At 66.6% G+C, this 25,830-nt stretch carries 21 protein-coding genes; 16 read left to right on the top strand and 5 right to left on the bottom strand.

Features of this window, described 5'->3' with window-relative positions; genetic code table 11:
- Window positions 1-31 precede the first annotated feature (31 nt).
- The 13 genes from JGU66_13705 (at window position 32) to JGU66_13645 (ending at window position 14,820) form a co-directional block, all read left to right on the top strand.
- Complete coding sequence (locus JGU66_13705; protein MBJ6761825.1) at window positions 32-2,212, top strand: DEAD/DEAH box helicase; 2,181 nt, start codon at window positions 32-34, stop codon at window positions 2,210-2,212.
- Window positions 2,213-2,240: 28 nt separating this feature from the next.
- Complete coding sequence (locus JGU66_13700; protein ID MBJ6761824.1) at window positions 2,241-4,475, top strand: hypothetical protein; 2,235 nt, start codon at window positions 2,241-2,243, stop codon at window positions 4,473-4,475.
- A complete protein-coding gene (locus JGU66_13695; protein MBJ6761823.1) occupies window positions 4,472-4,999 on the top strand; it encodes a hypothetical protein in 528 nt (175 codons plus the stop codon). The genes JGU66_13700 and JGU66_13695 overlap by 4 nt, the downstream gene beginning before the upstream one ends.
- A complete protein-coding gene (gene hxsD / locus JGU66_13690) occupies window positions 4,993-5,361 on the top strand; it encodes a His-Xaa-Ser system protein HxsD (protein MBJ6761822.1) in 369 nt (122 codons plus the stop codon). The genes JGU66_13695 and hxsD overlap by 7 nt, the downstream gene beginning before the upstream one ends.
- 14 nt (window positions 5,362-5,375) lie before the next feature.
- The gene (gene hxsB / locus JGU66_13685; protein ID MBJ6761821.1) at window positions 5,376-6,818 is read left to right on the top strand and encodes a His-Xaa-Ser system radical SAM maturase HxsB; all 1,443 of its coding nucleotides are present in this window, start codon (window positions 5,376-5,378) and stop codon (window positions 6,816-6,818) included.
- Between the two features lie 3 nt (window positions 6,819-6,821).
- Window positions 6,822-7,985, top strand: a complete 1,164-nt coding sequence (gene hxsC, locus JGU66_13680) for a His-Xaa-Ser system radical SAM maturase HxsC (GenBank protein ID MBJ6761820.1) — start codon at window positions 6,822-6,824, stop codon at window positions 7,983-7,985.
- Between the two features lie 338 nt (window positions 7,986-8,323).
- On the top strand, window positions 8,324-10,573 hold the full coding sequence (locus tag JGU66_13675) for a hypothetical protein (protein MBJ6761819.1): 2,250 nt from the start codon (window positions 8,324-8,326) through the stop codon (window positions 10,571-10,573).
- A 95-nt stretch (window positions 10,574-10,668) separates the two neighbouring features.
- Entirely contained in the window at window positions 10,669-11,229 is a 561-nt protein-coding gene (locus tag JGU66_13670) for a hypothetical protein (GenBank protein ID MBJ6761818.1), read from the top strand.
- 283 nt (window positions 11,230-11,512) lie between these two features.
- On the top strand, window positions 11,513-11,713 hold the full coding sequence (locus JGU66_13665; GenBank protein MBJ6761817.1) for a hypothetical protein: 201 nt from the start codon (window positions 11,513-11,515) through the stop codon (window positions 11,711-11,713).
- A gap of 282 nt (window positions 11,714-11,995) precedes the next feature.
- The gene (locus tag JGU66_13660; GenBank protein ID MBJ6761816.1) at window positions 11,996-13,153 is read left to right on the top strand and encodes a cytochrome P450; all 1,158 of its coding nucleotides are present in this window, start codon (window positions 11,996-11,998) and stop codon (window positions 13,151-13,153) included.
- A gap of 38 nt (window positions 13,154-13,191) precedes the next feature.
- Window positions 13,192-13,554 (top strand): antibiotic biosynthesis monooxygenase, encoded by a 363-nt coding sequence (locus JGU66_13655; protein ID MBJ6761815.1) that lies wholly within the window; start codon window positions 13,192-13,194, stop codon window positions 13,552-13,554.
- Between the two features lie 237 nt (window positions 13,555-13,791).
- Window positions 13,792-14,157 carry an HPF/RaiA family ribosome-associated protein gene (locus tag JGU66_13650; GenBank protein ID MBJ6761814.1) on the top strand — a complete coding sequence of 122 codons (366 nt, stop codon included), beginning with the start codon at window positions 13,792-13,794 and terminating at the stop codon, window positions 14,155-14,157.
- 108 nt (window positions 14,158-14,265) lie between these two features.
- Entirely contained in the window at window positions 14,266-14,820 is a 555-nt protein-coding gene (locus JGU66_13645; protein ID MBJ6761813.1) for a TlpA family protein disulfide reductase, read from the top strand.
- A gap of 28 nt (window positions 14,821-14,848) precedes the next feature.
- Here JGU66_13645 and JGU66_13640 read toward each other — a convergent pair whose 3' ends face one another.
- Entirely contained in the window at window positions 14,849-15,970 is a 1,122-nt protein-coding gene (locus JGU66_13640; GenBank protein MBJ6761812.1) for a sterol desaturase family protein, read from the bottom strand.
- A gap of 91 nt (window positions 15,971-16,061) precedes the next feature.
- Complete coding sequence (locus tag JGU66_13635) at window positions 16,062-16,358, bottom strand: hypothetical protein (protein MBJ6761811.1); 297 nt, start codon at window positions 16,356-16,358, stop codon at window positions 16,062-16,064.
- Between the two features lie 277 nt (window positions 16,359-16,635).
- Here JGU66_13635 and JGU66_13630 point away from each other — a divergent pair, with 277 nt between their 5' ends.
- The 3 genes from JGU66_13630 to JGU66_13620 are packed head-to-tail and all read left to right on the top strand — an operon-like array spanning window position 16,636 to window position 22,904.
- Window positions 16,636-17,034 carry a hypothetical protein gene (locus tag JGU66_13630; GenBank protein ID MBJ6761810.1) on the top strand — a complete coding sequence of 133 codons (399 nt, stop codon included), beginning with the start codon at window positions 16,636-16,638 and terminating at the stop codon, window positions 17,032-17,034.
- 14 nt (window positions 17,035-17,048) lie between these two features.
- The gene (locus JGU66_13625; GenBank protein ID MBJ6761809.1) at window positions 17,049-18,014 is read left to right on the top strand and encodes a peptidoglycan-binding protein; all 966 of its coding nucleotides are present in this window, start codon (window positions 17,049-17,051) and stop codon (window positions 18,012-18,014) included.
- Between the two features lie 18 nt (window positions 18,015-18,032).
- The gene (locus tag JGU66_13620) at window positions 18,033-22,904 is read left to right on the top strand and encodes a hypothetical protein (GenBank protein ID MBJ6761808.1); all 4,872 of its coding nucleotides are present in this window, start codon (window positions 18,033-18,035) and stop codon (window positions 22,902-22,904) included.
- A gap of 35 nt (window positions 22,905-22,939) precedes the next feature.
- On the opposite strand, the gene JGU66_13615 is transcribed toward JGU66_13620, so the two are convergent.
- The 3 genes from JGU66_13615 to JGU66_13605 all read right to left on the bottom strand — a co-directional run.
- Complete coding sequence (locus JGU66_13615) at window positions 22,940-23,497, bottom strand: DUF4123 domain-containing protein (GenBank protein MBJ6761807.1); 558 nt, start codon at window positions 23,495-23,497, stop codon at window positions 22,940-22,942.
- Entirely contained in the window at window positions 23,494-23,910 is a 417-nt protein-coding gene (locus tag JGU66_13610) for a hypothetical protein (GenBank protein MBJ6761806.1), read from the bottom strand. Before JGU66_13610 ends, JGU66_13615 begins: the two co-directional genes overlap by 4 nt.
- A gap of 465 nt (window positions 23,911-24,375) precedes the next feature.
- The coding region (locus JGU66_13605; protein MBJ6761805.1) for an invertase recombinase-like protein at window positions 24,376-25,830 on the bottom strand (1,455 nt) is incomplete at its 5' end.

Raw genomic sequence — 25,830 nt, 5'->3', positions numbered from 1 at the left:
ATCGCGCACCTTCCACCGATTGCACCCCCAGGTGCAGCGCTGGGTATGGACCCAGGGCTGGAAGGAGCTGCGCGGCATCCAGGAGGCGGCCATCGTCCCCATCCTCGAGAGGACGAATGACGTCATCCTCGCGGCCTCGACGGCAAGCGGGAAGACGGAGGCCGCGTTCCTGCCCATCTGCAGCCGGCTGGCCGATGGGGCCGGAGGGAGCGTGCGCGCCATCTACATCGGCCCACTCAAGGCGCTCATCAATGACCAGTTCGAACGATTGGATGGGCTCTGCACGGGGCTTGGCATCCCCGTGCATCGCTGGCACGGCGATGTCTCCCAGGGACACAAGGCGCAGTTGCTCAAGTCGCCCGCGGGAATCCTCCTCATCACGCCGGAGTCGCTCGAGGCACTCTTTATCCGACAGGGCTCCGCGCTCGTGGGACTGTTCTCGGGACTGGAGTTCATTGTCATCGATGAGCTGCATGCCTTCCTTGGCACCGAGCGAGGCTGCCAGCTCCAATCGCTCCTGCATCGCCTCGAGCTGACGCTGCGGCGCACCGTGCCACGAGTGGGACTGAGCGCCACGCTGGGCGACATGTCGCTGGCCGCAGAGTTCCTGCGGCCCGGCGCAGGCCCGAAGGTCCAGTTGTGCAACTCCGCCGCCGGTGGTGGAGAGCTGCTCCTTCAACTCAGGGGCTATCGCAGGAGCACGCCCGATGCGCGGCGGCTCGCCTCCGGGGAAGGCGAGCGAGAAACCGAGGCCCCGGAATCCGCCAACGGCATACCCGAGGATGAACACGACGTGGGTGCCCACCTCTTCAAGACGCTGAGAGGGACGCACAACCTCGTGTTCGCCAACAGCCGGGCCAACGTCGAGCTCTACGCGGACTTGTTGCGCCGCATGTGTGAAGAGGCGCGGCTGCCCAACGAGTTCTTCCCGCACCACGGCAACCTCTCCAAAGAGCTGCGCGAAGAAGCGGAGATCGCGCTCAAGGCAAAGCAGCGCCCCATCAGCCTCGTGTGCACCACCACGCTGGAGATGGGAATCGACGTGGGCGCTGTACAGAGCATCGCGCAGGTGGGAGTTCCTCCTTCGGTGGCCAGCCTCCGCCAGCGCCTGGGTCGCAGTGGCCGGAAGGGCGGGCCCGCCGTGCTCCGGATGTATTTGCAGGAAGCAGCGCTGACAAGCACCAGCCCGCTGCCGGATCAGCTTCGCGTTCGACTGGTCCAATCCGTAGCCATGCTCGACCTGCTCTTGACGAATTGGTTCGAGCCTCCTGCGTCGGGAGCCTTCCACTTCTCAACGCTGGTGCAGCAGTTGCTTTCGCTCATCGCCCAGCATGGCGGCGTCAAGGCCGGCGAGGCCTTCTTGGCCCTGTGCCACCAGGGCCCCTTCGCAAGGGTGTCACACAAGGACTTCGCACACTTCCTGCGGGGCCTGGGACAGCGGGAACTGCTCTCGCAGTCCTCGGATGGGACATTGCTGTTGGGCCGGGTAGGAGAGCGGCTCGTCAACCACTACAGCTTCTATGCGGCCTTCGCCTCGGTGGAGGAGTTCCGACTGGTGAGCGGGGGGCGCACGCTGGGCACGATGCCCATCGACCAGCCACTCTTCGTTGGCACGTACCTCATCTTCGGTGGACGGCGATGGCGGGTGCTCGCCGTGCAGGGAGACGAAAAGATCGTGGAGTTGGAGCCCGCGCCCGCGGGGCGAGTCCCCATGTTCGAGTCCACCGGCGTAGGGGGTGTGCACGACCGTGTCCGGGAACAAATGCGCTCGGTCTACGCCGGCGACACCCTGCCCCGATATCTGGATGCGCGAGCCCAGGAACTGCTAGCGGAAGCTCGCGCAACCTTCCAGCGCTTGAGGCTCAGCGAGCGCTCCATCGTGGCCTCCGGTCGGGAGGTCCATGTCTTCCCGTGGGCCGGTGACGCGGTCGTGCACACGCTGGCGCTCGCGCTCCAGACCCGTGGGTTGGCGGTGGAGACTTTGGGGCCTGTTCTCAGCGTGCAAGGACAACAGTCCGACGTGGAAAGTGCCCTGCGCGCGCTCGTAGCGGAGGGAGCACCCCGAGCGGAGTCCCTCACGCGCCACGTGGCCAACATGGCTCTCGAGAAGCATGACGGCTTCGTGCCGGAGGACCTGCTCGCTCGCGACTACGCCGCGCGATACCTGGATGTCCAGGGAGCGTTGCGGGCCGCCCAGCAGGTGTTGCAGTGACGATTCCCTTGATGAGGCCTTGTCTCCCATGAGCCGTCCATCTCACGAATCCCAGGCAGTCGAATCGATGCCGCTCGAAGGCGAGGAGTCCATCAAGCACGCTGCCGTGCAGGCCTTCTCTGAATGGACGCGTCGCTTGCCTGTCCCCCCTGCGAATCCGACGGACTTCATCCGCTCCGTGGAGCCGCAGGTGCGCAAGGCCTGCCGTCTCTATTCCATCATCACCGAGCGACAATTGGTGTGGAAGGAAAGCACGGCTCCAGGCTCACCATGTGTCACGGGAGTGAAGCGAAGCGCGGACAGCGTCGACCCGTGGGAGGAGACGCACGCGAGCCTCCGCGAAAGCAGCCTCTCCATCCTCGCGTGCAACCCGTGCGATGGACGAGGCTCGGTCGCGTGCGCGAACTGTGGAGGCAGGGAGCAGATCCACTGCTCCCACTGCGGAGGTTCTCGGAAGGCCTATGGCTATGCCTCGAACGGCTCGCGCCGGCTGATGAACTGCAAGCCGTGCGGCGCGAAAGGCATGGTGCCTTGCCCCCGCTGTTTTGGGGGGCAGGTGTCTTGCTCGACGTGCCAAGGGTCTGGCCGGGAACAGCGCTGGCTCGAGTTCGTCGAGTCGGTCCGCTTCGACTTCCTGGTGCTGATGGAGGACGAGGAGCTGCGTCGACTGGAGTGGACGACCGGGGATATGGAGAAGGACGCGAAGCTCGTGGGCCAAATCACCGCGAACGGCGTGCTCACCCGGGAGAAGGTCACGCCACACTTCTCCGCCGAGTGGCTCCAGGCGCATTGGGGGAAAACTCAGGTCAGCCTCAAGTCTCGGGAGCGCATCACCCGCCAGAGCTTCCAGGTCTTCGAAGTTCCCACCGCGCGCGTCTCCTATGCCATCACGGACGCTCCCCCGACAACGATTGGGTTCGAGGGCCAGCGGATGCTCCCGCCCTCTGTCGCCGCGGACCGACCGTTCGCCGCCCGAGCCCGGAAGGTCTTCGCGGCACGAGCCGCCCTCCTCACAGTGGCCGTAGGGGTGCCGCTGCTCTACACCTTTCGTGGTGTCTACTTCTGGAACGGCCTGTTGTTGGCGCTCAGTACCCTCCTCGGCGCGTCCGCGATGCTGGCCGAGCGCTTCGTCCAACACTGGACCCTGGGACGGAAGGAAAGGGCGCGAAGATGGGGCATCGGCGCGGCGGTCTCCGCGATCCTTGTCGGCGTCCTGGCGGTGGCCTCGGAGCCGAGGCTCGACGAGGCCCAACGACACATCTCCGCGGGGCGCCTCGACGACGCCAACCTCGAGCTGCTCGCACTGGGCGGCCCCGAGAATCCTGACCTCCAGCCGGCCTGGACAGCGCTCCATCTCGCCCATGCACTCCAAGAGCATCATGTAGACGAGGTCGCCAAGGATGCCCTCCTGCTGAAGCCCGGCTCGTCTGAGCGGTCGAAGGTCGAGCAGCATCTCCAGACACTCACCCGGAAGCAGGTCCTCGCGGCCCTTGAGCGCAAGGACGTGAACGTCGCATCGACAGTGCTCGCCTCGGCCCGCCCCGTGCTTGAGCAGAGATTCGCGAAGGACCTGGGCGAGCTGACGGCACGTCTCCACGACATGGAGTTCGCGGGCTGTGGAACGGAACCTTGTCGCTGGAAGGCGCTGTCTGCCGCGCTTCGTGCCGAGCCCACTCCGACCCGCGAGCAGCAACTCGGACAGGTACGCGCGACGCTCGTGGAACAGTTGACCCCTGTGCCACGCCCCAAGGTCGCCACGCTGGAGTGGGTCGTGCGCCTCGACAAGACGAGCGCGCTCGCCACCGAGCTGGGGGATACCCCTTCCGAGGCGAAGCTGGGCGAGCTTGCGCACCAAGCCACGGTGTGGGCTCAAGAGGAACGAGCGCGGATTGCGCTCATCGGTGCCGACGGAGCCATGGCCATCGCGCTGCTGGACCTGACGGCTGGGAGCACGCCCAACATCCTGACGAAGACCACCCAAGGTGTTGCCCTCTACTGCGCACTCAAGAATGGGCGCTGCTTGGGTGCATATCTGGTGGGCGCGAACAAGGGTTCGCGAACCCTCAATGGCAATGGTTCCGAGACCACGAAGGCGCTCCTCTCGCGTGTCCTGGGGCACTCGGTCGAACTGCCCACCCCACCGAAGGCCCTTAACGGCAAAACCCTCACACAGTCCTCCTGGCGGGATGGCGCGGTGCCTCTCGTCGCGAGGTGGAGCGGAACATCCCTGATGGAGCTGCGGATCGGAGACATGACGCCATGAACTCGAAACCTCCCCGGCTGCTCTCCGTCAGCGCGGCGATCATGGGACTGCTCGGGGGCGCGGAGCCCTCGGGACTGCTCGTGCCCGGCATCGCGCTCCAGGTCGCCCAGCCCACCTGGAGGCGGCGCGACGAAGAGGACTCACGAGATGATTTGCTCCTCGTCGTGCCTCCCACGCAGGGCCAGATTTTGCTCGCGGGACACCGCTCCCACTCCTCTCATCGCAGCCACTACTCAGGAAGCGGCAGCAGGAGTCGGAGCTACGGCGGTGGCTACAACGTTGCCCCGTCTGAACCGGAGGCACCTCCCGCCCCTCCGCCCAGAGCCGCGTCGGTGTCCTTCATCGCGTACCCTGGCGGACGCATCTTCGTCGATGAAAAGCTTGCGGGCCTGGATGTGACGGGGGTCATGCGGCTGTCTGCGGGCAAGCACAGGGTCCGTGTCGAGAACCCATTCCTTGGCTCCACAACGGTCGAGGTGGATCTCCTCGCGGGGCAAACGGGCCAGGTCCCGATTGAATGGTGAGGAATGGTCACGTGACAAAGAAGGACACCGAGGCACCATCCCCCCTCGTCTTCCGGGACGGGGGAGTTCAAACCATCCTGGATCTGCGCATCTATCGACTCGCGGCGATACAGAAGTCCGCCTACCGCTTCGCGGAACGATTCACTGCGGTGTTCGATTCCCCCGTGGAGGAGCGACTCCCCATTCGCTGCATCTTCGCCCCCACCATCACCGAGCAAGACGCGCTGGAGACCATGAGGTTGTTCTTCCAGGAGCTGCTGGACCAGGAGCTGAGGGAGCAGGTAGGCGACGAGACTCGAGCCCTGCGTGCCCTGATTGTCGCCCAGGCATTCTCGCGCACAGACCTGATTCGCCAGGACTGAGGTCGACGCACGCCATGTTCCATGACCGCGCCCAGTATCAATCCACGCAGGGCTACCAGCTCGCGCCCATTCGCTTCACCCGCCTGGATGCATCCCGGTATGTCGTGACGAACGACGTCGGCGAATACGTCGTGCTCTCCCGGCAGGAGCTGGTCGACTTCGTCGGCCATTCACTGCCCCCGGACCGTCCAGCATATCAAGCACTTAAATCGCGCCACTTTCTGTTCGACGCGCGCTCCCGCGTTGCGCTCGAATTGCTCGCCCTGAAGTACAGGACCCGCGCCGAGCAGCTCGCGAACTTCACCGGGCTGCACATCTTCGTGGTCACCCTGCGCTGTGACCACTCTTGCGCGTACTGCCAGGTGTCGCGGCAGACGGAGGGCCGCCTCGAGTTCGACATGTCGCAAGAGCATGCCGACCGGGCGCTCGACTTCATGTTCCGCAGCCCCTCTCCCGCCCTCAAGGTCGAGTTCCAGGGCGGGGAGCCGCTGCTCCACTTCGAACGCATCCGGTACATCGTCGAGCGGGCCAAGGCCATGAACGCAGTGCACGGCCGAGACCTCCAGTTCGTCATCGCGAGCAACCTCTCCCGACTCACGGATGAGGTGCTGGACTTCTGTCGGGAACATGGAGTCCTGCTCTCTACCTCGCTGGATGGGCCCGAGGACCTCCACAACGCCCAGCGCCCTGTTCGTGGCGGGGACAGCCATCGACGCACGCTCGACGCGATTCAACGCGCGAGGCAGGCACTCGGGCCGACCGCCATCTCCGCGCTGATGACGACAACACACGCGAGCATGGAGCGTGTCGAGGACATCATTGATGAGTATGTGCGACTGGGATTCCACAGCATCTTCCTGAGGAACCTCAGCCCATACGGGTTCGCCGTGCGCCAACGCGCTTCACGCCAGTACGGCGTCGAGGCCTGGGTGGAGTTCTACAAGCGAGGGCTCGCCCATATCCTGCGCATCAACGCGCAGGGCTACCCGCTCCAGGAAGAGTTCGCCACCATCCTGCTGCAGAAAATCTTCTCCCCAAGGGGTTCGACATATGTCGATCTCCAGTCGCCCGCTGGCATTGGAATCGGCGCGCTTGTCTACAACTACGACGGCGCGGTGTACGCCTCTGACGAGGGACGGATGCTCGCGGAGATGGGCGATTTCTCCTTCCGACTCGGGCATCTGTCTCGCGACTCCTACGAGTCCATCATGACGTCCGAGACGCTGCTGGCCCACCTGAGCGACACGATGCCGGAGGGCGCGCCCATGTGTGGCGACTGCGCATTCCTCCCTTACTGTGGCGCGGACCCGGTCTTCCATCAGGCGACGATGAAGGATACCGTCGGGCACAAGTCGTTCAGCGCATTCTGCAAGAAGCAAATGGGCGTGCTGCGACACCTCATCGGGCTGCTCGAGGACGACGCCCCCGCACGAAACATTCTCATGGGGTGGCGTTGAGCGATGCCCGCCATCGACCTTACTGCGGGCGGTCTGAAGCCCCTGGCAGCGCGCTCTTCTGAGCCGTTCATCGGAGTCCTCCGCGACCGGCCAGAGGAGTCAGCAATCGCTCGCGACAAAGAGATTCTTATTGTCCGACACCCCATCGAGTTCCTCCCTCCGGGCTTCCGTGGATACCTCCTGTTGGAAGAGGGGCTCGTGGACCCAAGCCTGAAGGACGTCTACGTCCTCCCGCCCAGCCTGGGCTACCTCGCCGATGGGGACGTGGTGCGCATCCATCCCGGGCATCGAGCCCTGACGACGCTGTATCGCCGCGCATCTCCGTCAAACACGTTCTTGGTCACGGAGCGCTGCGACAACAACTGCTTGATGTGCTCCCAGCCCCCCCGCAAGCAGGATGACTCCTGGCTCGTGGACGAGTTGATGGAGACACTCCCGCTCATCTCCCCGGAGACCCGTGAGCTTGGAATCACGGGAGGCGAGCCCAGCCTGCTCAAAGGCCGCCTCATCGAACTGCTGGAGCACATGAAGCGCCATCTGCCTCGGACCTCGGTCCATCTCCTGACCAATGGGCGCGGCTTCGCAAACCCCGAGTTGGCGCGCGCATTGGCGAAGGTCCAACACCCCGACCTCATGCTGGGCGTCCCGCTCTACTCGGACCTGCCCGAGGAGCATGACTACGTCGTGCAGGCCCTGGGAGCCTTCGACGAAACCGTTCGGGGCATCCTCCAGCTCAAGCGCGCCCGCGTCCGCGTGGAGCTGCGCTGCGTCATCCATGCACAGACCTATTCGCGACTGCCTCAGCTCGCGGACTTCATCGCGCGCAACCTGCTCTTCGTCGACCATGTGGCGCTGATGGGGCTGGAACAGATGGGGTTTGCCCGAGCGAATCTGGGCCTGCTCTGGATCGACCCGCTCGATTATCAGTCCCAGCTCATCGCGGCAGCCCGAACGCTCAGTCGGGCCGGGCTCGACACTTCCATCTACAACCATCAACTTTGCACCCTGCCCACTGAGCTGCATCCATTCGCACGCAAGAGCATCTCCGATTGGAAGAACCTCTACGCCGAGGACTGCGGACGCTGCACCCGCCGAGCGGAATGCGGCGGATTCTTCTCCTCGGGACTCGCGAAGCGAAGCCGGGGCGTCCAGCCGTTCCAGGACTGAGCGGAGAGAGAGCACCTGCGCGACGGACGCGGTCCTCCCGATGAACAGGCGAGGAGCCGCACCTGCGAGTCGAACTCTTCTGGCTGATGTCCGGGCACAATCCCTCCCACCTGGCCAACGAGGCCGCCCAGGTCCTCGCCTTCACCACCCTTGAGGCGACTGCCCCCTGTCTGGCTTCTCCTCCAAGTCAAGCATTCCTAGGTCAACGGTGTCCATTCTCACCAGTCTCGTGGAAATGACAGGCAGGCGAATCGCCTAGTCGGGACGTGCGCTCCGTAGAAGGAGTCAGATGGGCGGGATAGACACATTCCGCATCAACGCCTACCTCGGGAGTCCCCTTGAAACGTATTGCCGTCCCGCCTCTGCTCTGGCGCAGTCTCGTGCTGTTCACCGCCACGCTCGGGGCCTGCACCCCGGCCGGGGCCCCTACCGCCGTGCCCTCCCACGCCGCGCACGGCGCCGAGCCGTTCGACGTGCAGGCCGTCATCCGGCGCATCCATTTCGCATTCCGCCCTGAGGGGCCTCGCGCCTTCTCCGCCAGCCATGACAGCCATATCGTGCGCGCGGAGCTGGACGGGACGTTCCACTTCACGCCCTGGCAGCCAGCAGCGGACGCGTCCCGGGCCACCGAAGGGGCCACGCTCACGTTGCGCACCGCGGCTGTCTCCCGCGGCGGACCGCTGACGACACCGGTCGTGTCCATGCGCGAGGACGGCGCGCTGGCCTTGAACCGGGGCTCGGTGGTGGAGGTGCTGCGCAACGGCGAGGACGGCGTGGAACAGCGCTGGGAGCTGGCCGCGAAGCCCTCTGGCACCGAGGACCTGGAAGTCCGCGTGGCGACCACCGGTCTTGCCTATGCGGGCAGGACGATGCGGGGGCACCACTTCGTGGACGCCCGGACTGGGATGGGCGTGCGCTATGGCGACGCCACCTGGGTGGACGCCCGAGGGAGCCGCACGGCGGTGGCATCCACTTACGAGAACGGTGCGCTGGTGCTGCGAGTCCCGGCACGCGTGGTGGAAGGCTCCGCCTTTCCCGCCGTGCTGGCTCCACTCATCTCTGCCGAGGCCGAAATCGACGTCACCCCGTACCGGCCGGCGCCTAATCACCAGTGGGAACCCACTGTCTCCTACGGTGATGGCCAGTACCTCGTCGCTTGGTGGGACCTGCGCAGCGGCGGCTATGACGCCATCTATGGCGCGCGGGTGCGAGCCTCGGACGGAGTCGTCCTCGACAAGCAGGGCATCACGATCTCGACGAACCTCGGAGCCAAAGGCGGCCTTACGTCCGCCTTCGATGGAACGAACTTCCTCGTCGTGTGGCAGGACGCGCGCAATGGCTCTAACTACGACATCTACGGCGCGCGGGTGCGCGCCTCGGACGGCGTCGTGCTCAACCCCACCGGCATCGCCATTTCCAAGGCGGCCCGAGAGCAGACAAGCCCATCGGTGGCCTTCGACGGGACCCACTACCTCGTGGTGTGGCAGGACACGCGCTACACGCTGAGCACCAACTCGGACATCTTCGGAGCGCGGGTGCGCGCCTCGGATGGCGTGGTGCTCGATACAGCAGGACTGCCGATCTCACAGCGCGCGAATGACCAGAAGGACCCAGCGGTGTCGTTCGGTGGAGGCAGCTTCCTGGTCATATGGCGGGACAACCGCAACGGCGGGGACGATCTCTTCGGCACGCGCGTGCGCCCTTCAGATGGAGCCACACTGGATACTGCCAACGGATTCACCATCACCACCGCGGCGGGGAACCAGGTCCAGCCCAAGGTGACCTTCGACGGGACGAATCACCTGGTGGTGTGGGCAGACGCACGCAACGGCAACCTGGACATCTATGCAACGCGGGTGAGGGCCTCGGACCGATCCGTGCTTGACGTCAATGGCATCGCAGTCAGCACGGCGGTAGGAGGGCAGATGAATCCGCAAGTGACATTCGCGAGCGGCGAGTGCTTCGTGGTGTGGCGGGACGGACGCGCGGGTGCGGGCGTCGACCTCTACGGCGCGCGGGTGCGGGCCTCGGATGGCGTGGTTCTGGACCCTGCGGGCTTGGTGCTCGTCACGGGAGCAAAGAACGAGGAGAGCCCTGCCATCGCAACGGATGGAACCCAGGCACTTCTGGCGTGGAGCGAGGCCCGGACGGAGCTGGGGAGCGACCTCTACGCGACCAGGGTGCGGCTATCAGATGGCGTACCGCTGGATGGCACGGGGCTGCTCGTCGCCACCGCCGCCGTGAACCAGACCTCCATGACGCTCACCGCGGGGGGGAAGGCTACCTCCTGGTCTGGGCAGAGACCCGGACGGGCGCGAGCTCGGACATCTACGCGGCGCGCGTCCGTGGCTCGGATGGCGCGGTACTGGACCCATCCGGCATTCTCATCTCCGCCCGCCCCACGGACGAGAAGGCGCCGGCCGTCGCATTCGATGGCTCGAACTTCCTCGTTGCGTGGCAGGACTTCCGCAACGGGACGACGTCGGACGTGTACGGGACCCGGGTGCGGGCTTCGGATGGACTGGTTCTGGACCCTGCGGGCCTGTCCATTACCACCGCAGCCCAGAACCAAGACCAGGTGGCGGTAGCCTCCAGTGGGAGCACCTTCCTTGTGGTCTGGAGGGACTCCCGGACGAGCACCTCGGCGGGCATCTACGGAGCTCGGGTGCGGGGCATGGATGGGGTGAAGCTCGGATCGGAGCTCCTGCTCGCCGACGGGAACTTCACGAAGGATTCCCCGACGGTGGCCTCGGATGGAGCAGACTACCTCGTCGCCTGGGTGGACCTCCGATCGGTGGGAAGAATCAAGGGCGCGCGCGTGAGTGGCGCGACGGACACGGTGCTCGCCACGGGCCTGGACCTGTCGCGCAGCACGTTCCACACGAACTACCCGGCCGTGACCTATGGAGGGGGCGTCTACCTTCTCGCATGGACAGGCTACCCCACTAGCACGGATGGCAACGTCTACGCGGTGCGCGTGTCCCCCGCGGACGGCGCCCTGCTCGACGCCGAGAACATCCCGTTGTGCACCCTCTCCGGCCATCAGGACATGCCCCGAGTGGCCTTTGATGGAGGAAACTTCCTGGTGGACTGGCGAACGAGCCAGAACCTATTTGGTACCCGGGTCTCTCCGGCGGGCAGGGTCGTGGACGGGGCCGGATTCGTCATCATGGATCAGTCCACCCCTGCCCCCCCTGGCCTCCCACGCCCCGGGCCGCTTCATGGCGCTGGTCTCCCGCTATGACTCGGCCCTCAATGTCGTCCGGGGGAAAGCGATCACCCTGACATTTGGCGACCAGGGCGCGGCATGTGCCTCGGAGTCGGACTGCACCAGCGGTTTCTGCGCGGACGGAGTCTGCTGCGACAGCGCCTGCGGTGGCGGAGTGTCCACGGACTGCCAAGCGTGCAGCCAGGCCGCAGGAGCCGCGGAGGATGGAACATGTGGTGTCGTCGCCGCTGCTGCCCAGGTGACGTGCCGACCAGCGGGTAGCACGTGTGACGCGGCCGAATTCTGCGACGGCACCCAGGTGGATTGCCCCGCGGACGAGGCGCTGCCGGACGGGACGGCTTGTGACGACGGGCTGGCCTGCACGCAGGCGGATGCCTGTATCGCGGGGACGTGTGGCGGCGCTGCCGTGACGTGCGCGTCGCTGGGCGTGCCCTGCGGCACCGTGGACGACGGCTGCGGTGCCCCCCTGGAGTGCGGCGTCTGCGAGCCCCAGCCGTAGCGCGGAGCACGATGCACCGATGAGGCTGTCGGGTCCCCCTGAGACCACTGCCCACGCAACCTGATGCCGTGGGCGGTGGCGTGCTCGGCCCGGGTGAGACCGAAGGAGAGACAGCCTACGACGCCGGTGAGGGGCGCCGTGCGTCAAAGGCGGCCGCACCCATCGACGTTTCATGTCGCGCCGAAACATCGGGTGCGGCCTCGGCGCCATTCTGCGCGCATCGACCGATTGTTGCCGACACGGCCCCATCGACTCTCGTTCTCGCGCCGACTGCCGACCTCCATGTTCCCCGCCGATCCCATCGCCGCCGTCACGCATCCCGACCCGTACCCCTACTACCGGCACCTCGCCGCCACGCGCTCGTTCTACCGAGATACCGCGCTCGGCCTGTGGGTGGCGGCTGGACCTGACGCGGTGGCCGAGGTGCTGCGGCATCCGGCCTGCCGTGTGCGACCAGCGGCCCAGCCGGTTCCACCCGCGTTGGTCAATACCGCTGCCGGAGCGCTGTTCGGCAGACTCGTGCGGATGAATGACGGGCCAGCACATGCACCCCTCAAGGGCATGCTGGCCACGGAGCTGGCCGCCGTCGATCTCCCCACGGCCAGGCGACATGCGCTCTGGCTGACATCGCGACTGCCGTGTGAGGCCACCTCGCCTGGTGAGACCGTCAATGCATGGCTGCGCACGATTCCCGTGCTCACCGTGGGCACGTTGCTCGGGCTCCCAGTCGAGTCCTCGCTGGACCCTGACGGCATCGCCGCCCAGGTGGCGACCTATGCGACCGCACAATCGCCTTTGGCCAGCGCCGAGGATGCAGCGCGTGGTGCACAAGCCGCGCAAGCGCTGATGCGCTGGGCCGAGCTGCCCGTACCCGATGACAGTCCGCTCTTCGCGCTGCGCCAGTCGGCCGCTGCCGCCGGTATCCCGCCAGAAGCCGTGGCAGCCAACGCGGCTGGCCTGCTGGTCCAGACCTGTGAGGCCACGGCAGGGTTGGCTGGCAACACGCTGCTGAGGCTGGCCCGTGAAGACGTGGGTTCGTCGGACGTAGGCGTCAGGAGAGGCGATGCTCCAGACAGCGTGACAGCTGAAGCACTGGACCTCATGCACGCCTGGGTCGCCCGAGTGGCCCGTGAGGATCCATCCGTGCAGAACACACGGCGCTTCATCGCGCACGACACGACGCTGTGTGGCGCGCGGGTTTCCGCGGGCGACGGCGTGCTGGTGGTGCTCGCATCCGCCGGCACGATGCGCCCCGATATCGATGGCCGCCCGTGGACGTTTGGCGCTGGCGCACACGCATGCCCCGGTCACTCACTGGCGCAGGCCCTGGCCTCGGCCACCGTGACGGCGCTGCTGGCGCGCGGCATCCAGCCAGCCGCGTTGGCGCAGCGCTTCTCCTATCGACCTTCAGTCAATGCGCGCATGCCTCGCTTCGGCTGACACCATCGCCCACCCGATTCACTCCACCGGGAGCCACCATGATTGCGGTCATCTTTGAAGTCGAGCCGGCGCCAGGCCGGCAGGATTCCTACCTCGACCTTGGCGCGCAGCTGTTGCCCACCCTGCGGCAGATCGACGGCTTCGTCTCCGTGGAGCGATTCCAGAGTCTGACGAACCCCGGCAAGCTGCTGTCGCTGTCGTTCTTTCGCGATGAGGCGGCGGTGCTCGCCTGGCGCAACTCGGTGGCGCATCGAGAGGCGCAGGCCAACGGTCGCGACGGCGTGTTTGCCGGCTACCGACTGCGCGTGGCGCAGGTGCTGCGCGACTACGGCATGCACGAGCGCACCGAAGCGCCGACCGACAGCCGCAGCATCCATGACGCCAGCGCACAGGGGACGTAAGGCCATGGCGCGCTCGCGCCGTCCTCCAGCATCTCTCGGCGATGTCTCGGTCATAGGGCACACGGATGCCCTTCGCGACCTGAACCCTGGCCCGGAGCCAACATCCCGACGCCCTCCTCATTCCCGCAGGAGACCTTCGTTTTTTCGAAGCATCCTCAGTGGTTTTCCTATTGGCGCCGAAAGTCGTCAGCCGACAGAGAAGAGGGGAGGCCCATGGTGGGCCATGAGGAGCCGAGGATGCGAATCGAAATCCGAGCCCGACACTTCACCCTGACCGAGACCCTTCGCACCCACGTCGAGCGCCGCGCGCGCTTCGCCATGGGACGACTGTCGGACCGGGTCCGCGAGGTGACGGTGCGCTTGGAAGACATCAACGGCCCACGCGGAGGCGTGGACAAGGTGGCGAAGGTGACCGTGCGCCTGGAGCATGGGGGCCAGCTCGCCTCGGAGGCGATGGACGCCAGCTACGCCGCGGCGGTGGACCGAGCCCTGGAGCGCGCCGGACACGCCGTGAGCAAGGCGCTGGGGCGTACACACCGCCAGGACAGCGCGAGCGTGAGGACCGGCCCGTGGGCCGCTGAGGAGCTGCCTCACCCCGTCTGACCGCTCGCTCCCCCACGAGCCTTCCCCCCGGAGGGCCCTGGGCAATGTCAGGATGGGCTCGTGACGCGCGGGCCGTGAGCGCCCACGAGCCCTTCCTGGAGATACGCCATGCAGACGGCAGGCACTGGAGCGCTGGAGCGAGTACGGGCCGCATGGGCCCGAGCACGACAGCGCTGGTGGGTGCGGTGGGGCGTGGACCTGGCCCTCGTGGCGCTCGTCATCACCGCGGTGGCGGCCTGGCAGACACGGCATCTGCCAGGCGCAGGCACACAGGCTCCGGACTTCACCCTCACGAGCCTCTCGGGCGAGACCGTGTCGCTCGCCTCGTTGCGCGGCAAGCCGGTGGTGCTCGCCTTCTGGGCACCGTGGTGCGGCGTGTGCGGCGCGGAGTCCTCGAACCTCTCGCAGCTGCGACGCCTCGCGGGAGACTCCGCGCACGTCGTGTCCGTCGCGCTGGCCTATGACGATGTGGCCGCCGTACGGCGCTTCACCCAGGAGCACGCGGTGGACTACCCCGTGCTCCTCGGGGACGACTCGCTCCAGGAAGCGTGGCGGGTGAACATGTTCCCCACCGTCTTCTTCCTGTCCCCTGAGGGGCGCATCGAGCGCTCGGTGGTGGGCTACACCACGCTGCTCGGATTGTCCTGGCGGTGGATGTTGTAGCCAGCCACCCAGGCCCGAGAACGTCGGCCTACCCGTAAGGCGTCTCTTCGTGCCGCTGGAACGGATAGGCGAGCTGCCCCAGATACGTCTCGGGCGGCTGGAACTTCGTCGTTCCATAGCGCGAGGGCCAGTGCGCGGGGAGGTGCGCGGTGCCGAAGATGACGTCGATGAACGAGAGGAAGACCGCGAAGTTCTTGTCGATGCCTTCCTCGTCCGACGTGTGGTGCCAGTGGTGGAACTCCGGCGTCGCGAACACCCAACGCAGGTACGGCCAGCGATGGCTCACGTTGGCGTGAATGTAGACAGCGTGGAACGAGACGAAGACCAGGTAGCCGTAGATGGCGGAGGGGCTGAACCCCAGGAGGAACGCGGGGACGAACCCCGCCACCCGGTTGATGAGCACATCCACCAGGTGTGAGCGCGAGCTGGCCAGCCAGTCCATCTGCAAACTGGAGTGGTGGATCGCGTGGAATTTCCACATCCAGGGAACCTGGTGGAAGGCGCGGTGCACCCAGTAGCTCACCAGGTCGACCACGAAGAGAATCTCGAAGACTTGCAGCCACACGGGCTGAGCCGCCACGTGGGCCTGGAAGTCCGCGCGCACGGCCCAGGAAAGAAAGACCTGCACGGGAATCAGCACCGCGAAGGAGATGAGCTGCACGCCCACGTGGCTGACGAAGAAGTGCTTGAGGTCCGTCTGCCAGCCCTCGCGGAAGATGCGCTGCGGATGGAGCCCCCAGAGCCGTTCCATGGGGATGAACAACAGCCCCAGAACGAAGAGCTCCAACACGAAGTAGTCCAGGCCCGCGCTGAAGGCACGCGGCTCGCGGGTGAGCGGCTCCACTTCACTCCCGCCCAGGAGCAACGCCACCAGCGCGAGCAGCATCGCGATGCCGCCATGGGCCTTGGAGCGCAGGATGAGCGCGCTGATGGCCCCGAGCACGAAGGTGGCGACGATGGCGGCCTGAAGGATGCCGCGAAACAGGCCCATGTGCTCCGCGTAGAGGGCCCGGCTGTCGTTGGAAACCAGCAGGTGGGGAAACAAGAAACAGAACTCAGCGAACACACACAACACGCCCAGCAGGCCGCCGGTCACACCGGCACGCTTCCCCAGGTCGGTGCGCAAGCCAGGAGTCAAAGAGAGGTCCAAGAGAGGTATCCCGAGAGAGAACAAGGTCCATTCAACTCACGGACTTCAGGGCGTGTCCATGGCGTCCGGCCTCGGTGAGACGAGCACCCGCTCAATGTTTTCCGTAACGGCGAATCGCCTCGTCGAAGTCCATGCGACGCGCGCGGAGCAGGTCAGTAAGTGGGACTCGGGCGAAGAGTTCCTCGACCTGCTGTTGCCACTCCCGTGGCTCCAGCTTGCGCCCCTTGACGTCCGCGCACAGTTGAGAGGTCCGAGCGGACCAAGCCTGGACCTCCGTCCGCACCGGCGCGGCCAGGGCCTCCTGCGCCAACAGCGTACGAACGAGGGCATGGCTGCCCAGCGCCCACATCAGGACCTCTCGACGCGTCGCACCGTGAAAATGAGCCATGCGGGACCTGTGGGTTTGGACAAACATTCGTCGCACACGAATCCATCACCACGACAGACAGCGAGGAGCGCTCTGCGTGGTCTGGCTGGCTTTGCCTCGCATCTGTGACCTGGCGCCGGGGCAGCGCCCTACGGGGCTGGGACAGACCTGACCCTCCGGAGGGTGCCGCGCAATCCCTCCCCCGCCCGCCTTGCCAACACGGATTGCACCGGGAATACTTCTGTCTTCCTTCACCACGAGCGGGGGGTCGACGTTGCTGCGGATCCGAGAATCCCAGATGGCAGCGCTGCGTCGCGCAACGACCGAGGCGCGGGTTCAGCAGCTCGTCGGAGTCCTGCTCGCGGAGCCCCCCTCTGTCGAGACCACCGCCACCCCCGCCTGGACCCACGAGACGTTGGAGCCCGTGGTGCGGCGGGTGGTGGAGCGAGGCATCCTGCCGCTGGACGAGGTGCGTCAGTACGTGGGGCTCGCCTCGGCGCTGGGGGCGGACTTCGAGACGCAGCGGCCCCATGCCTGGATGCGGACCTGGCTGGATGACACCGCGATCTCCGACCCGGTGACGCGACTGCACCGGGTGCTGACCGAGCGTCGCCGCCGTGAGGATGTCGCGCGAATGAACCGGCAGAAAGCGGAGGCGTTCCGACTCCGCCATGCCTCGCCCCCCACCTCCATCTGAACGCCTCGCTTTCTATGACGGCACAGAACGACCCAGCGGTTGCGCCCTGCCCGCTCCAGAAGCGCCCCGGACAGGTAGAGGTCGTCGTCGTCGACGACCAGGAGACCCCGCTCGCCAACGTGGCGCTGGAGTTGGCCAAGCGCACCGAGGAAGAAGCGGTGTGCCTGCGCACGGATGAGCACGGCGTGGCCGTGTTCAAAGGACTGGATGAGGGGCGCTACCGTCTGCGTCTGGTCGACGTGGAGCCCGCGCTGTGGCGCGTGCTTGGCCAGCTGCCCCTCCCGAAGCGCGAGGGGACCAAGGCTCCGGCGTGGGGCCCCCTCTCGAAGCCGCAATCCCTCACGTGGACCTGCGAGGGAACGGAGTCCGTGGGCGTGCTGGCCGCTCGACTGGGGGTGCAGCCGTCTCGACTGAGAGATGCCCAGAGCGGCCAAGCCCTCGCGTCCGAGGTCCCTCCCGCGGCGGGCACACGCGTCGCAGTGAGCCACTTCAACCGGGAGTGGGCGGAGGTGGACACCGGCTACCGACAGGTGGTCCACCGCATCGGGATTCCCCTGGCCTTGGTGCTGACGCTTCGTGACGGCACGCACCGGCCTCGCGTGCGTCAGCCCTACCTGTTGAAGGTGTGGCTGGATGACGAGGAGGAGCTGCCCGCGCGAGAGGGAGTGACCGACGCGGAAGGCCGTGTCGCGGAGGTCTTGCCAGAGCGCGCCGTGCGCGGCGAGCTGACCGTGTCGCCCGGGAAGCAAGACGAGCGCAAGGTGACGCTGCGCTTCGCGGCCCTGCGCCCCACGAGTGAGCCCGACGGATTGCAGGAGCGGTTGGAGAACCTGGGCTTCTCCTGCGGAGGCGAGCACGGCGAGCTGGGGCCGAAGACTCGCCGCGCCATCGAGTGGTTCCAGTACGCGCTCGGGATTCCCCCGAGCGGCGACGCGGACGATGCGACGTGCGCCGCGTTGGGTCTGCTGCATCGCTCGTAGTCGGCGAGGACACTCTCCATGCAGTGCCCCAACTGCGGTAACGACTTCATGATCGACGAGTCCTCGGGCTCGCCGAAGTGCGACACCTGCAAAGCCGACCTCATCGCGGACCCCACGACAGGCGTCGACGAGTCCATGGTCGAGGTCACGTTCGATGAGGCGCCGCGCAACGACGTCCGCCGGAGTCAGGAGGCGTTCCGCAACCATCTCCTGTCCAGCAGCTACAACGGCCTCCTCGCGGAGCCGCGGCTCTCGCTGGAGGAGATGGGCGAGGAGCTGCGCCGGGCCACGTCGGGTCCGTCCATCGTCGAGCCCCTCGTGGTGCCCTCCGAGGAACTGGAGGACGTGTTCGACGAGGAGCGCCTCGCCCCCCTGGGAGAAGAGACCGTCGTCGCCGACAAGCCGATGGTCCCCAAGGGATTCCCCCTGCGCGTGCTCCTCTGGAACATCGCGGACCTGGGCGGAGGACCGAGCGGCACGCTTCCCGTCCGCAAGCCGTGGACCATCGCCGCGCTGGCCCACATCATCCGGACCGCGCGCCCCGACGTCGCGACCCTCCTCGAGTTGAAGAAGATGGGCCCGACGCTGCGAGAGCCCAAGCCGTTCCAGAAGACGCATCAGAATACGGTCCGCGCGAAGGGCGGGGGGACGGACAAGGCGTCCACGGTGCCGGAGAAGCTGGCCCAGGGCTACGTCGCCTTCGGCAAGGGTGACCCCAAGCTCCTGTCCATCCGGCTGGGCGAAGTCCTGCTCGACTACCTGGCCCAGCTCTTCTCCACGCGGGTGAGTCACACCATCTGGCCGGGCGCCACCGAGGCGACGCACCCCGCGCCGGATTGGGTGAAGACACGGCAAGAGCGCATGGAGGGCCTCCAGCCGACCGCGGAAGCCAGCTTCGACGCGGAATGGAAGAAGTGCGAGGCCGAGCTCGCCAGGCAATACAACCCTCCGGATGGAACGGCGCGAGACGCCGCGCAGGTCCTGTCGACCGGCGATCTCAAGACCGCCGCGCAACACAGCACGCAGTTCCTCTTGGAGGAGGGTTACCACGACTGGTGTCAGCCCCATGTCCCCGAGAAGGGCGCCAACAAGAAGAAGACGAAGAAGACCGCGGAGGACAACGAGAAGACCGAAGCGGAGAAGGAAGAAGAGCGGCAGGCCCAGGAGGAACGGGCCGCGCGGAGCGAGCGTGCGAGGGTCGCGCTCCAAGGCCTGCAGGCCGTGTGTACGGACCTCTTCTACGGCTTCCTGGCGGCTCTCGCGAAGGTGCCCCAGGAGGAAGTCGCCAAGGACCCGAAGAACTTCCTCCAGAACAAGTTGATGCGCGCCAACCAGCACCATCTGGAGGCGCTCTATCAGAAGAAATACGCCGAGTACCTCAAGCAGAAGAACGCGCAGGTGGATGGCAAGGAGTTGTCGCACGCGGGCCTGCGCGAGTTCCTCCGCATCCGCGATGAGCTGAATCGCCAGTGCCAGGATCGCGGCGAGGAGACCTATCTGTCCTGGCCCGACGCGGTCCCCGACAAGCCGCGCAAGGGGCTCTACACCCAGGACGAGGCGTACGGCGTCCTGTGGCGCAAGTCCAAGGTGACCGTCGACGCGGAGGGCATCGTCTACCTCAGCACCTATCTGGCGAAGCAGTCCCAGTCCTCGACGGACAGCGCGTTGAAGATGGAGACCGATGGCGGCGCGAAAGGCGAGGACGGAGACGAGCGTGACGCCCCCAGTCGCTTCGCCAAACGGGAGCCCATCCGCGTCCCGGTGCGTCTGGCCCAAGTGAAGGGCAGCCCGCCGGTGGGCGTGGTCGCGTGGCATCCCCCCGCGCCGGGGCCTCGCAACGAGAGCGCCCGGGGCAAGGACTTCCCCACGTTCCTCCAGTACTGCCAGGACGAGCGCAAGGCGAAGTCACTGGGGCTCATCCTGTCGGACCTGAACATCGACACCGCGAGGCCCAAGAACAACAAGGCACCGGACGGCTCGCCGTTCATCGACACGTGCCTGCCCGCGCTGTCGTTCCATCAGTTCTTCGGGACCCTGCTCGGGCCCAGCGTGGATCCACGCCACCTGTACGAACAGGCCCACCAGCTCTCCACCATCGCCAAGAGCAAGTTCAATGCGTGGAGTGTCGACGAGCCTCGGGACTTTGGGAGTGGCTCGCAGCAGTCGCTCCGCTCGCTGTTCAACAAGGCGGCGCGGCCCGAGATGTTCACGTCCAGCACGACGAAGAACAAAGGGCTCAAGGTCGCCCCCCGGCTGACCTCGGACGAGGTGCTGGGGCTCATCGAGTCCTTCGCCACTCCGCCCCAGCAGCGCTATGGCGCCAGCGGCTACGACAAGATTCTCGTGTACTCCCCGTCGACGGATGGATGGACGCTGGAGCAGGTCTCGGTGTTCGTCATTCCGTTCCCCATGGCCATCGCCAGCGAGGACGAGAAAGACCTCTTCTTCATCCACGGGGAGCTGCTCCCCGAGCACCTGAAGCCCTTCTGGGCCCTCATCCAGCGTGAGGACGCCAAGCTGCCGGATGATCAGCGCCTCTTCGGTTCCCTGCGCGAGGGCGGCGTGTCGAAGACAGGCAAGCATGACGCGCGGTGGGAGGCGGTCATGGTCGCCGCGAAGAAGCTGAGCGACCACATGCCGCTCGTCTCGAACCTCCAGCTCGTCTACAGCGGGAGGGATGCGCTGGTCCTCGAGGAACCCGCCCTGCTCCCCGTCGCGTCCACGGAGCTGAGCAAGCTGCGCTCGCTGTGCGAGAAGTATCAGATCTCCTCCGCCTCGGATGCGGAGGCCGCCAAGCAACTCAACGCCATCCTGGAGGCGGCGCAGAAGGTCCCCGAGGCGGAGTACGGGCAGTCCGCGGTGCTGGTCGCGGAGGCCATGCAGTGGAGAGCGACGCTCGAAGTGCTGCGGGCCGAGGGCTTCGAGGATCTCGCCCACTGGGAGAAGCGGCCGACCCTGAAGCACGGGGGCACCCAAGGCTCGACCTCGGCCACCAAGTCGCTGGAGAGCCATCTGGCCGGGTTGGACTCTCCGCTGGGGCTCGTGGACAACAAGGGGGGTGGGGACTGCATGTTCCGCTCACTCTCTCAACTCCTGTACGGCACCGAGGAACACCACGCGGAGATCCGGCAGGCGGTGGTCAATCACCTGGAGGATCTGCTCCAGGGGACGGTCCAGGACGCGGGCGGACAGGTGGGGCCCGTGTCCACGGCGGAGTTCCGCGAGCACATGCGGCTCATGCTCGACTGGCACCGCGAGGGCTGGCCTGACGAGCCCGCGTACCGAGAGGTCCCCGGCGTGGATCCGTGGCGGCATTACCTGCGGGCCATGAGCAGGGAGGGCGCGTGGGGAGATCTGATCGGTCTCTCGGCGGCCTCGCACTTGTTCGGGGTTCGCATCCAGCTCTATGTCCGGACAGGCGCCAACGCCTTCCGCACCGACCTCGTGGACTTCGTGCCGCGCGCCCTGGGCCATGAGGCCGCGGCGACGTTGCAGCTCGCGAACCTGAATCAGGCACACTTCGTCGCGGTGCAACCCTTGCTCGCGATGCCGCCCCTGGCGGTGGAGTTCCCGGCGCGGTTCGAGTCGCTGAGCAAGCGCCGCCGTCGGGACGAGGGGAAGTCTCCCACGCCCTCTTCGGGCACCGAGCCCAAGGTGTCTGCCCCTTCCAAGACCGCCTCCAGCGATCCGTCCACGAAGGGGCCGGTGTGCCTGTGGGATCACCGGGTGTGGTTCGACGACAAGACCCCCAGCCGACACCCGCACGCGCTCTTCCTCTTCGGAGAGAACGACACGGCGAAGAAGAACCCTTACTACCAGGCCAGCACGCAAGCGATCATCCGGATGAGCCCGAACGCCCACGGGGTTCGCACGTGCTGGGTGGCCGGAATAGGAATGGAGGACTTGGACCTGGCCAAGAACACGGCCGCCATCGACGAGGACATCGAAGACGCGAAGACGAAGCTGACGAATGATGGCTACACGGCGCTCGTCATTCCGTGGAACCTCAAGGCGAACACCGTCGATATCGGCACCGGCGTCGCGGACCTGGACAAGAACCCGAAATCGGCCCAGACGTGGGCGCACCTGAAGAAAGCCATCGACGGGCTCATCACGTGGGCGAAGACGAACGTGGGGAAGGTCCACGTTGTCCCCAAGACGATGGGGTTCGTCCCCAGCGTCGTGAAGCACCGCTCCTCGGACCTCTACGTGCAGGAGGTTTCGCGCGCAATGGATGACGCCTGGTCGGTGGACGCGAACTCCAGCACCAGCCTCAAGTCCGCGGACAACGTCGTGGGCTTGCGGACGCTGTGGTACCCCGGGGCCACGTCCCCCGAGACGGGCCTGATGACAGACGCCGAGTTCGACAAGAACAAGGCCGCGATCGACAAGGGGCTGGGGACGCTGCGCCACAAGGTGGAGAGCGGCAAGTTCCAGCGGCTCGTGTTGCCCCTGGACTCGGACGGAAAGCCCTTGTTGGGGACCGAGAAGGGGCTGCTCGACCAGCACTCGCCCAAGACGCTGAAGTACCTGCACGAAGAACTCGACAAGCTCGTCAAGCGCTGTGGGGAGGTCCAAGTCGAGAAGGCGTCGGCCATGGACACGGACGACAGCCGCCCGTCCACGGCGCGGCCCGACGCCAAGCGCAAAGGTCGTGACGACTCGGATGATGAGGGAGATGTCGCGCCGCGCTCGACGCCAGGAACCCAGGAACGCGTCACCAAGAAAGTCAGGGGCATGGGTTCCCCCAACAATTCCCAGCAGGACAATGGGGACGTGGAGCTGGGGGCCGGCATGATGGACGACCCGAACTCGGATGACGTCGACCCGGTCTCCGTCGAAGACGACGGCCCCCACAAGAAGCTGCACGTGGAGCCCCGGCGGGATTGACGTCGGAGCTGGCAAGGCCCCGCGGATGGCGGGGCTTAGCGCCCTGCGAGCTGCTCGGTCTGCGCGTGCATCTCGGAGTTGTCTCCGAGGCTGTAGCGCAGCAATGCGGTCCCCTCCTGACTCTCCATGCCCCAGGCGTGGAGGGGGCCAAAGACAAACTGGCGTTCATCCTCGTTGCAGGTGGGGAGGTACACCCGCATGACGCGCGGATCGTAGTAGCGGAAATACAGACGCCGCCCCTGCTCGTCCTTCACCTTGAGGAACCGGCGCAAGTGCCTGCGCACCGTGGGCAGGTCCTCCGAGGTCATCAAGAACAGCCCCCAGGAATTGCCCCAGGCTCGCTCCAACAACTCGCGCGTGAAGGGAGACTCGCGCTGAAGCGGGACCAGGTAGGGAGCGACTTCCAGAAGCTCCCGTGGCACCGGGCCCTCGTAAAGACATTCATGGCGGACCCCTTTGCCCGCCACGAACGGCAGGATGGCGGGGTCCCGGGCCGCGTCCAGGATGGCGTAGACCTCCGATGGACCGCCGGTATCGCGCGGCTGCCACAAGGCCTCGATGATGGAGTCGACCTGCGAGCTGGCCTCGCTCACGCGGCGGCCCGCTGGGACTGCTGGCTCTGACGCAGCTTCTCGCACTCCTCGCAGAAGGGCACGCCCGACCGAGCGGCGTCACGCAAGGCCTTGGCCTGGGCCGCGGCATCCACTCCGGGCTCGGGCGTCGGGGGCGCACGGATGGGCCGGGGCTGCGCCGCCGGTTGTGCTTCCGGCACCGTCTCGGGCCAATGCCAGGTGCCCACCGGGCGCTCCTCAATCAGCGCCACCAGTGCGCCCGACTCGAAGGCGTCGGCCAGGCGCTTCACGAGCCGGAGTTCGTGGGGCGTGCGCTCCAGGCTCGTCAGGCCGGAAGGCCAGACACCGCCCAGCGCTTCGTACAGCGCGCGAAGCGTCGCGGGAGCGCTGCGAATCCCCTCCTCCAACGTCCAGCGCATGAGCGTCGGAGCCACTCGAGCGACGGCTTCGTCCGCGGTCACGTCCGTGTCGCGATAGATGCGGATGTGGGAATTGAGACCGTGCCGAAGCGACCATGATTCCCTTCCGCGAGAGGTACGGATTGTCATGGGGGCTCCCGGCCGTTGCTGGAGGTGGGCAAGGAATGCTGACCGCCCGGCCCCATCGCGTCAAGCCCAGGACTGGACGACGCCTGGCAGCCTTTGTCAGCCCGGCGGTGTCACGGATTGCCCAGCCACGGAGAGATTGACCCACCCGCTGGGTGGGCCCCCCAGCCGCTTGCCATTGCATGCGGTCCGCCTGGGCCAACCGATGCAAGGGTATGGCATTGGCCCACCTCGACGTCCCATTCCCCCACAGGGAGCGCGAGCGAATGCGCTCCCTTCACGGCAAGGCGGCACCCGGCATGTCACCGGGTGCCGCTGGAACCGTTCGGGCTCAGCGAGGAGCCCGGGACGGACTCAGTCCTTGGTGCAGACCACGTCGTCGATCTGGAGGTGGTCGCGATCGGCGACGCTGCGGCTCGGATAGAGAATCAGGCGCCAATCCCGCACGTTGCCGGTGAAGCGGAAGAACACCGGCGTCCACGCGTCGCTGTCCACGGTGATGAAGTCCGTCTGCGGGCTCCAGCCACCAGTGGAGTAGCTGCGGTGACGAATGGTGCCGTGGCCGCGCACCCGGTACGAGCACGAGTAGTTGCCGCTGGGCACGTTGAACTTCTCACTCGTGAAGCGATCCGCCACCTGGATGGGAACCACGAACTGGAGCGCCTTGGTGCCGCCATGCACCGCGTTCGAGTAGAGCACCAGCCGCGAAGGCTTGATCTCCGTGCCCGGGTCCGTGATGCCGTTGTCGGGGCCGTACCAGTAGTCCGGGAGGTAGTAGTCCCCGTAGTAAGGGACGGAGTAGGTGTGCCAGGACTCGAAGCCACCGTTGCGGATGATGTTCGCGGGGTGGTCCGCCGCGACGCAGCGCCGGGTTGAAGGATCGCAGGCGGGCAGCGCACCGACGCAGTCATAGGTGGTGAAGCACGCGCCCGGGGCCAGCTCGCACACGCCCGACGTCGGGTTGCAGGTCGTCGCGGGATTGCTGCAGGTGACACCCGCGCACGGGTCACCCTCGACGCACACGTGCGTGGCCGTATTGCAGACAGGCGTCGTCGGGGTCCCCGCGCAATCCGCGTGGCGGACGCAGCGGTCCGCTGCGACCACGCAGGTGTGGGTCGCGTCGCAGGTCTGCCACTCGGTGCAACTCGAGGCGTCGTTGCAGCGGCCCGAGAGCGGCTCGCAGGTGGCGGTGGTGTTCACGCACCGCTCCCAAGAACCGCAGGTGACCTGATCACACGGCTCGGCGGCGCGCGTGCAGCGCACGTCATCCAGGAGCAGATGGTCGCTGGTGGTGTTGCGGATGCTGAAGATGAGCTCGAAGGTGTCGAAGACGTCCGTGGCGAGGTTGAACGAATACGACACCTGGGTCCACTCTTGCGGCTTGGCGCTGATGTAGCCCGAGTAGCTGGAGTAGTCGGTGCTGTAGAAGGCGTTGCGAATCTCGCCGGAGCCGCGCACCTGGTAGGTGCAGGTGTAGCGGCCCTTCTGCATCGACTTCGCCAGGGTGCTGAAGCGCCGGTGCGTGCCCGACGTGTTGACCAACCGGGCGGCGTTCACGCCCTCGAAGGCGCCCGTCGTCACCTTCTGCACGTCGCTGCTGAGGATGTTCGACGTGCTGCCGAACCACTGTGCGGGCAGCGCTCCGGGCCAGATCTCGAACCCACCATTGTCGATGGCGTTCACCACCTGGGGCTCACCCGCGTCGGGATTCCCAGTGCCGGCATCCGGCGTCTCGGAGCCCGCGTCCGGCGTCACCGTGCCGGAGTCGGGCGTCTCGCTGCCCGCGTCCGGCGTCACCGTGCCGGAGTC

The sequence above is a fragment of the Myxococcaceae bacterium JPH2 genome, from assembly GCA_016458225.1.
In the GTDB taxonomy this organism is placed as follows: Bacteria; Myxococcota; Myxococcia; order Myxococcales; family Myxococcaceae; genus Citreicoccus.
The sequence above is the reverse complement of the archived record's forward strand: the minus strand, read 5'-3'. Positions and strand labels throughout refer to the sequence as shown.

What these genes read in the sequence shown, in the direction of transcription:
- JGU66_13700 (MBJ6761824.1), top strand. Translation starts at nt 2,241, where the DNA reads ATGAGCCGTCCATCTCACGAATCCCAGGCAGTCGAATCGATGCCGCTC.
- JGU66_13695 (MBJ6761823.1), top strand. Translation starts at nt 4,472, where the DNA reads ATGAACTCGAAACCTCCCCGGCTGCTCTCCGTCAGCGCGGCGATCATG.
- hxsD (MBJ6761822.1), top strand. Translation starts at nt 4,993, where the DNA reads ATGGTGAGGAATGGTCACGTGACAAAGAAGGACACCGAGGCACCATCC.
- hxsB (MBJ6761821.1), top strand. Translation starts at nt 5,376, where the DNA reads ATGTTCCATGACCGCGCCCAGTATCAATCCACGCAGGGCTACCAGCTC.
- hxsC (MBJ6761820.1), top strand. Translation starts at nt 6,822, where the DNA reads ATGCCCGCCATCGACCTTACTGCGGGCGGTCTGAAGCCCCTGGCAGCG.
- JGU66_13660 (MBJ6761816.1), top strand. Translation starts at nt 11,996, where the DNA reads ATGTTCCCCGCCGATCCCATCGCCGCCGTCACGCATCCCGACCCGTAC.
- JGU66_13655 (MBJ6761815.1), top strand. Translation starts at nt 13,192, where the DNA reads ATGATTGCGGTCATCTTTGAAGTCGAGCCGGCGCCAGGCCGGCAGGAT.
- JGU66_13650 (MBJ6761814.1), top strand. Translation starts at nt 13,792, where the DNA reads ATGCGAATCGAAATCCGAGCCCGACACTTCACCCTGACCGAGACCCTT.
- JGU66_13645 (MBJ6761813.1), top strand. Translation starts at nt 14,266, where the DNA reads ATGCAGACGGCAGGCACTGGAGCGCTGGAGCGAGTACGGGCCGCATGG.
- JGU66_13635 (MBJ6761811.1), bottom strand. Translation starts at nt 16,358, where the DNA reads ATGGCTCATTTTCACGGTGCGACGCGTCGAGAGGTCCTGATGTGGGCG.
- JGU66_13630 (MBJ6761810.1), top strand. Translation starts at nt 16,636, where the DNA reads ATGGCAGCGCTGCGTCGCGCAACGACCGAGGCGCGGGTTCAGCAGCTC.
- JGU66_13625 (MBJ6761809.1), top strand. Translation starts at nt 17,049, where the DNA reads ATGACGGCACAGAACGACCCAGCGGTTGCGCCCTGCCCGCTCCAGAAG.
- JGU66_13620 (MBJ6761808.1), top strand. Translation starts at nt 18,033, where the DNA reads ATGCAGTGCCCCAACTGCGGTAACGACTTCATGATCGACGAGTCCTCG.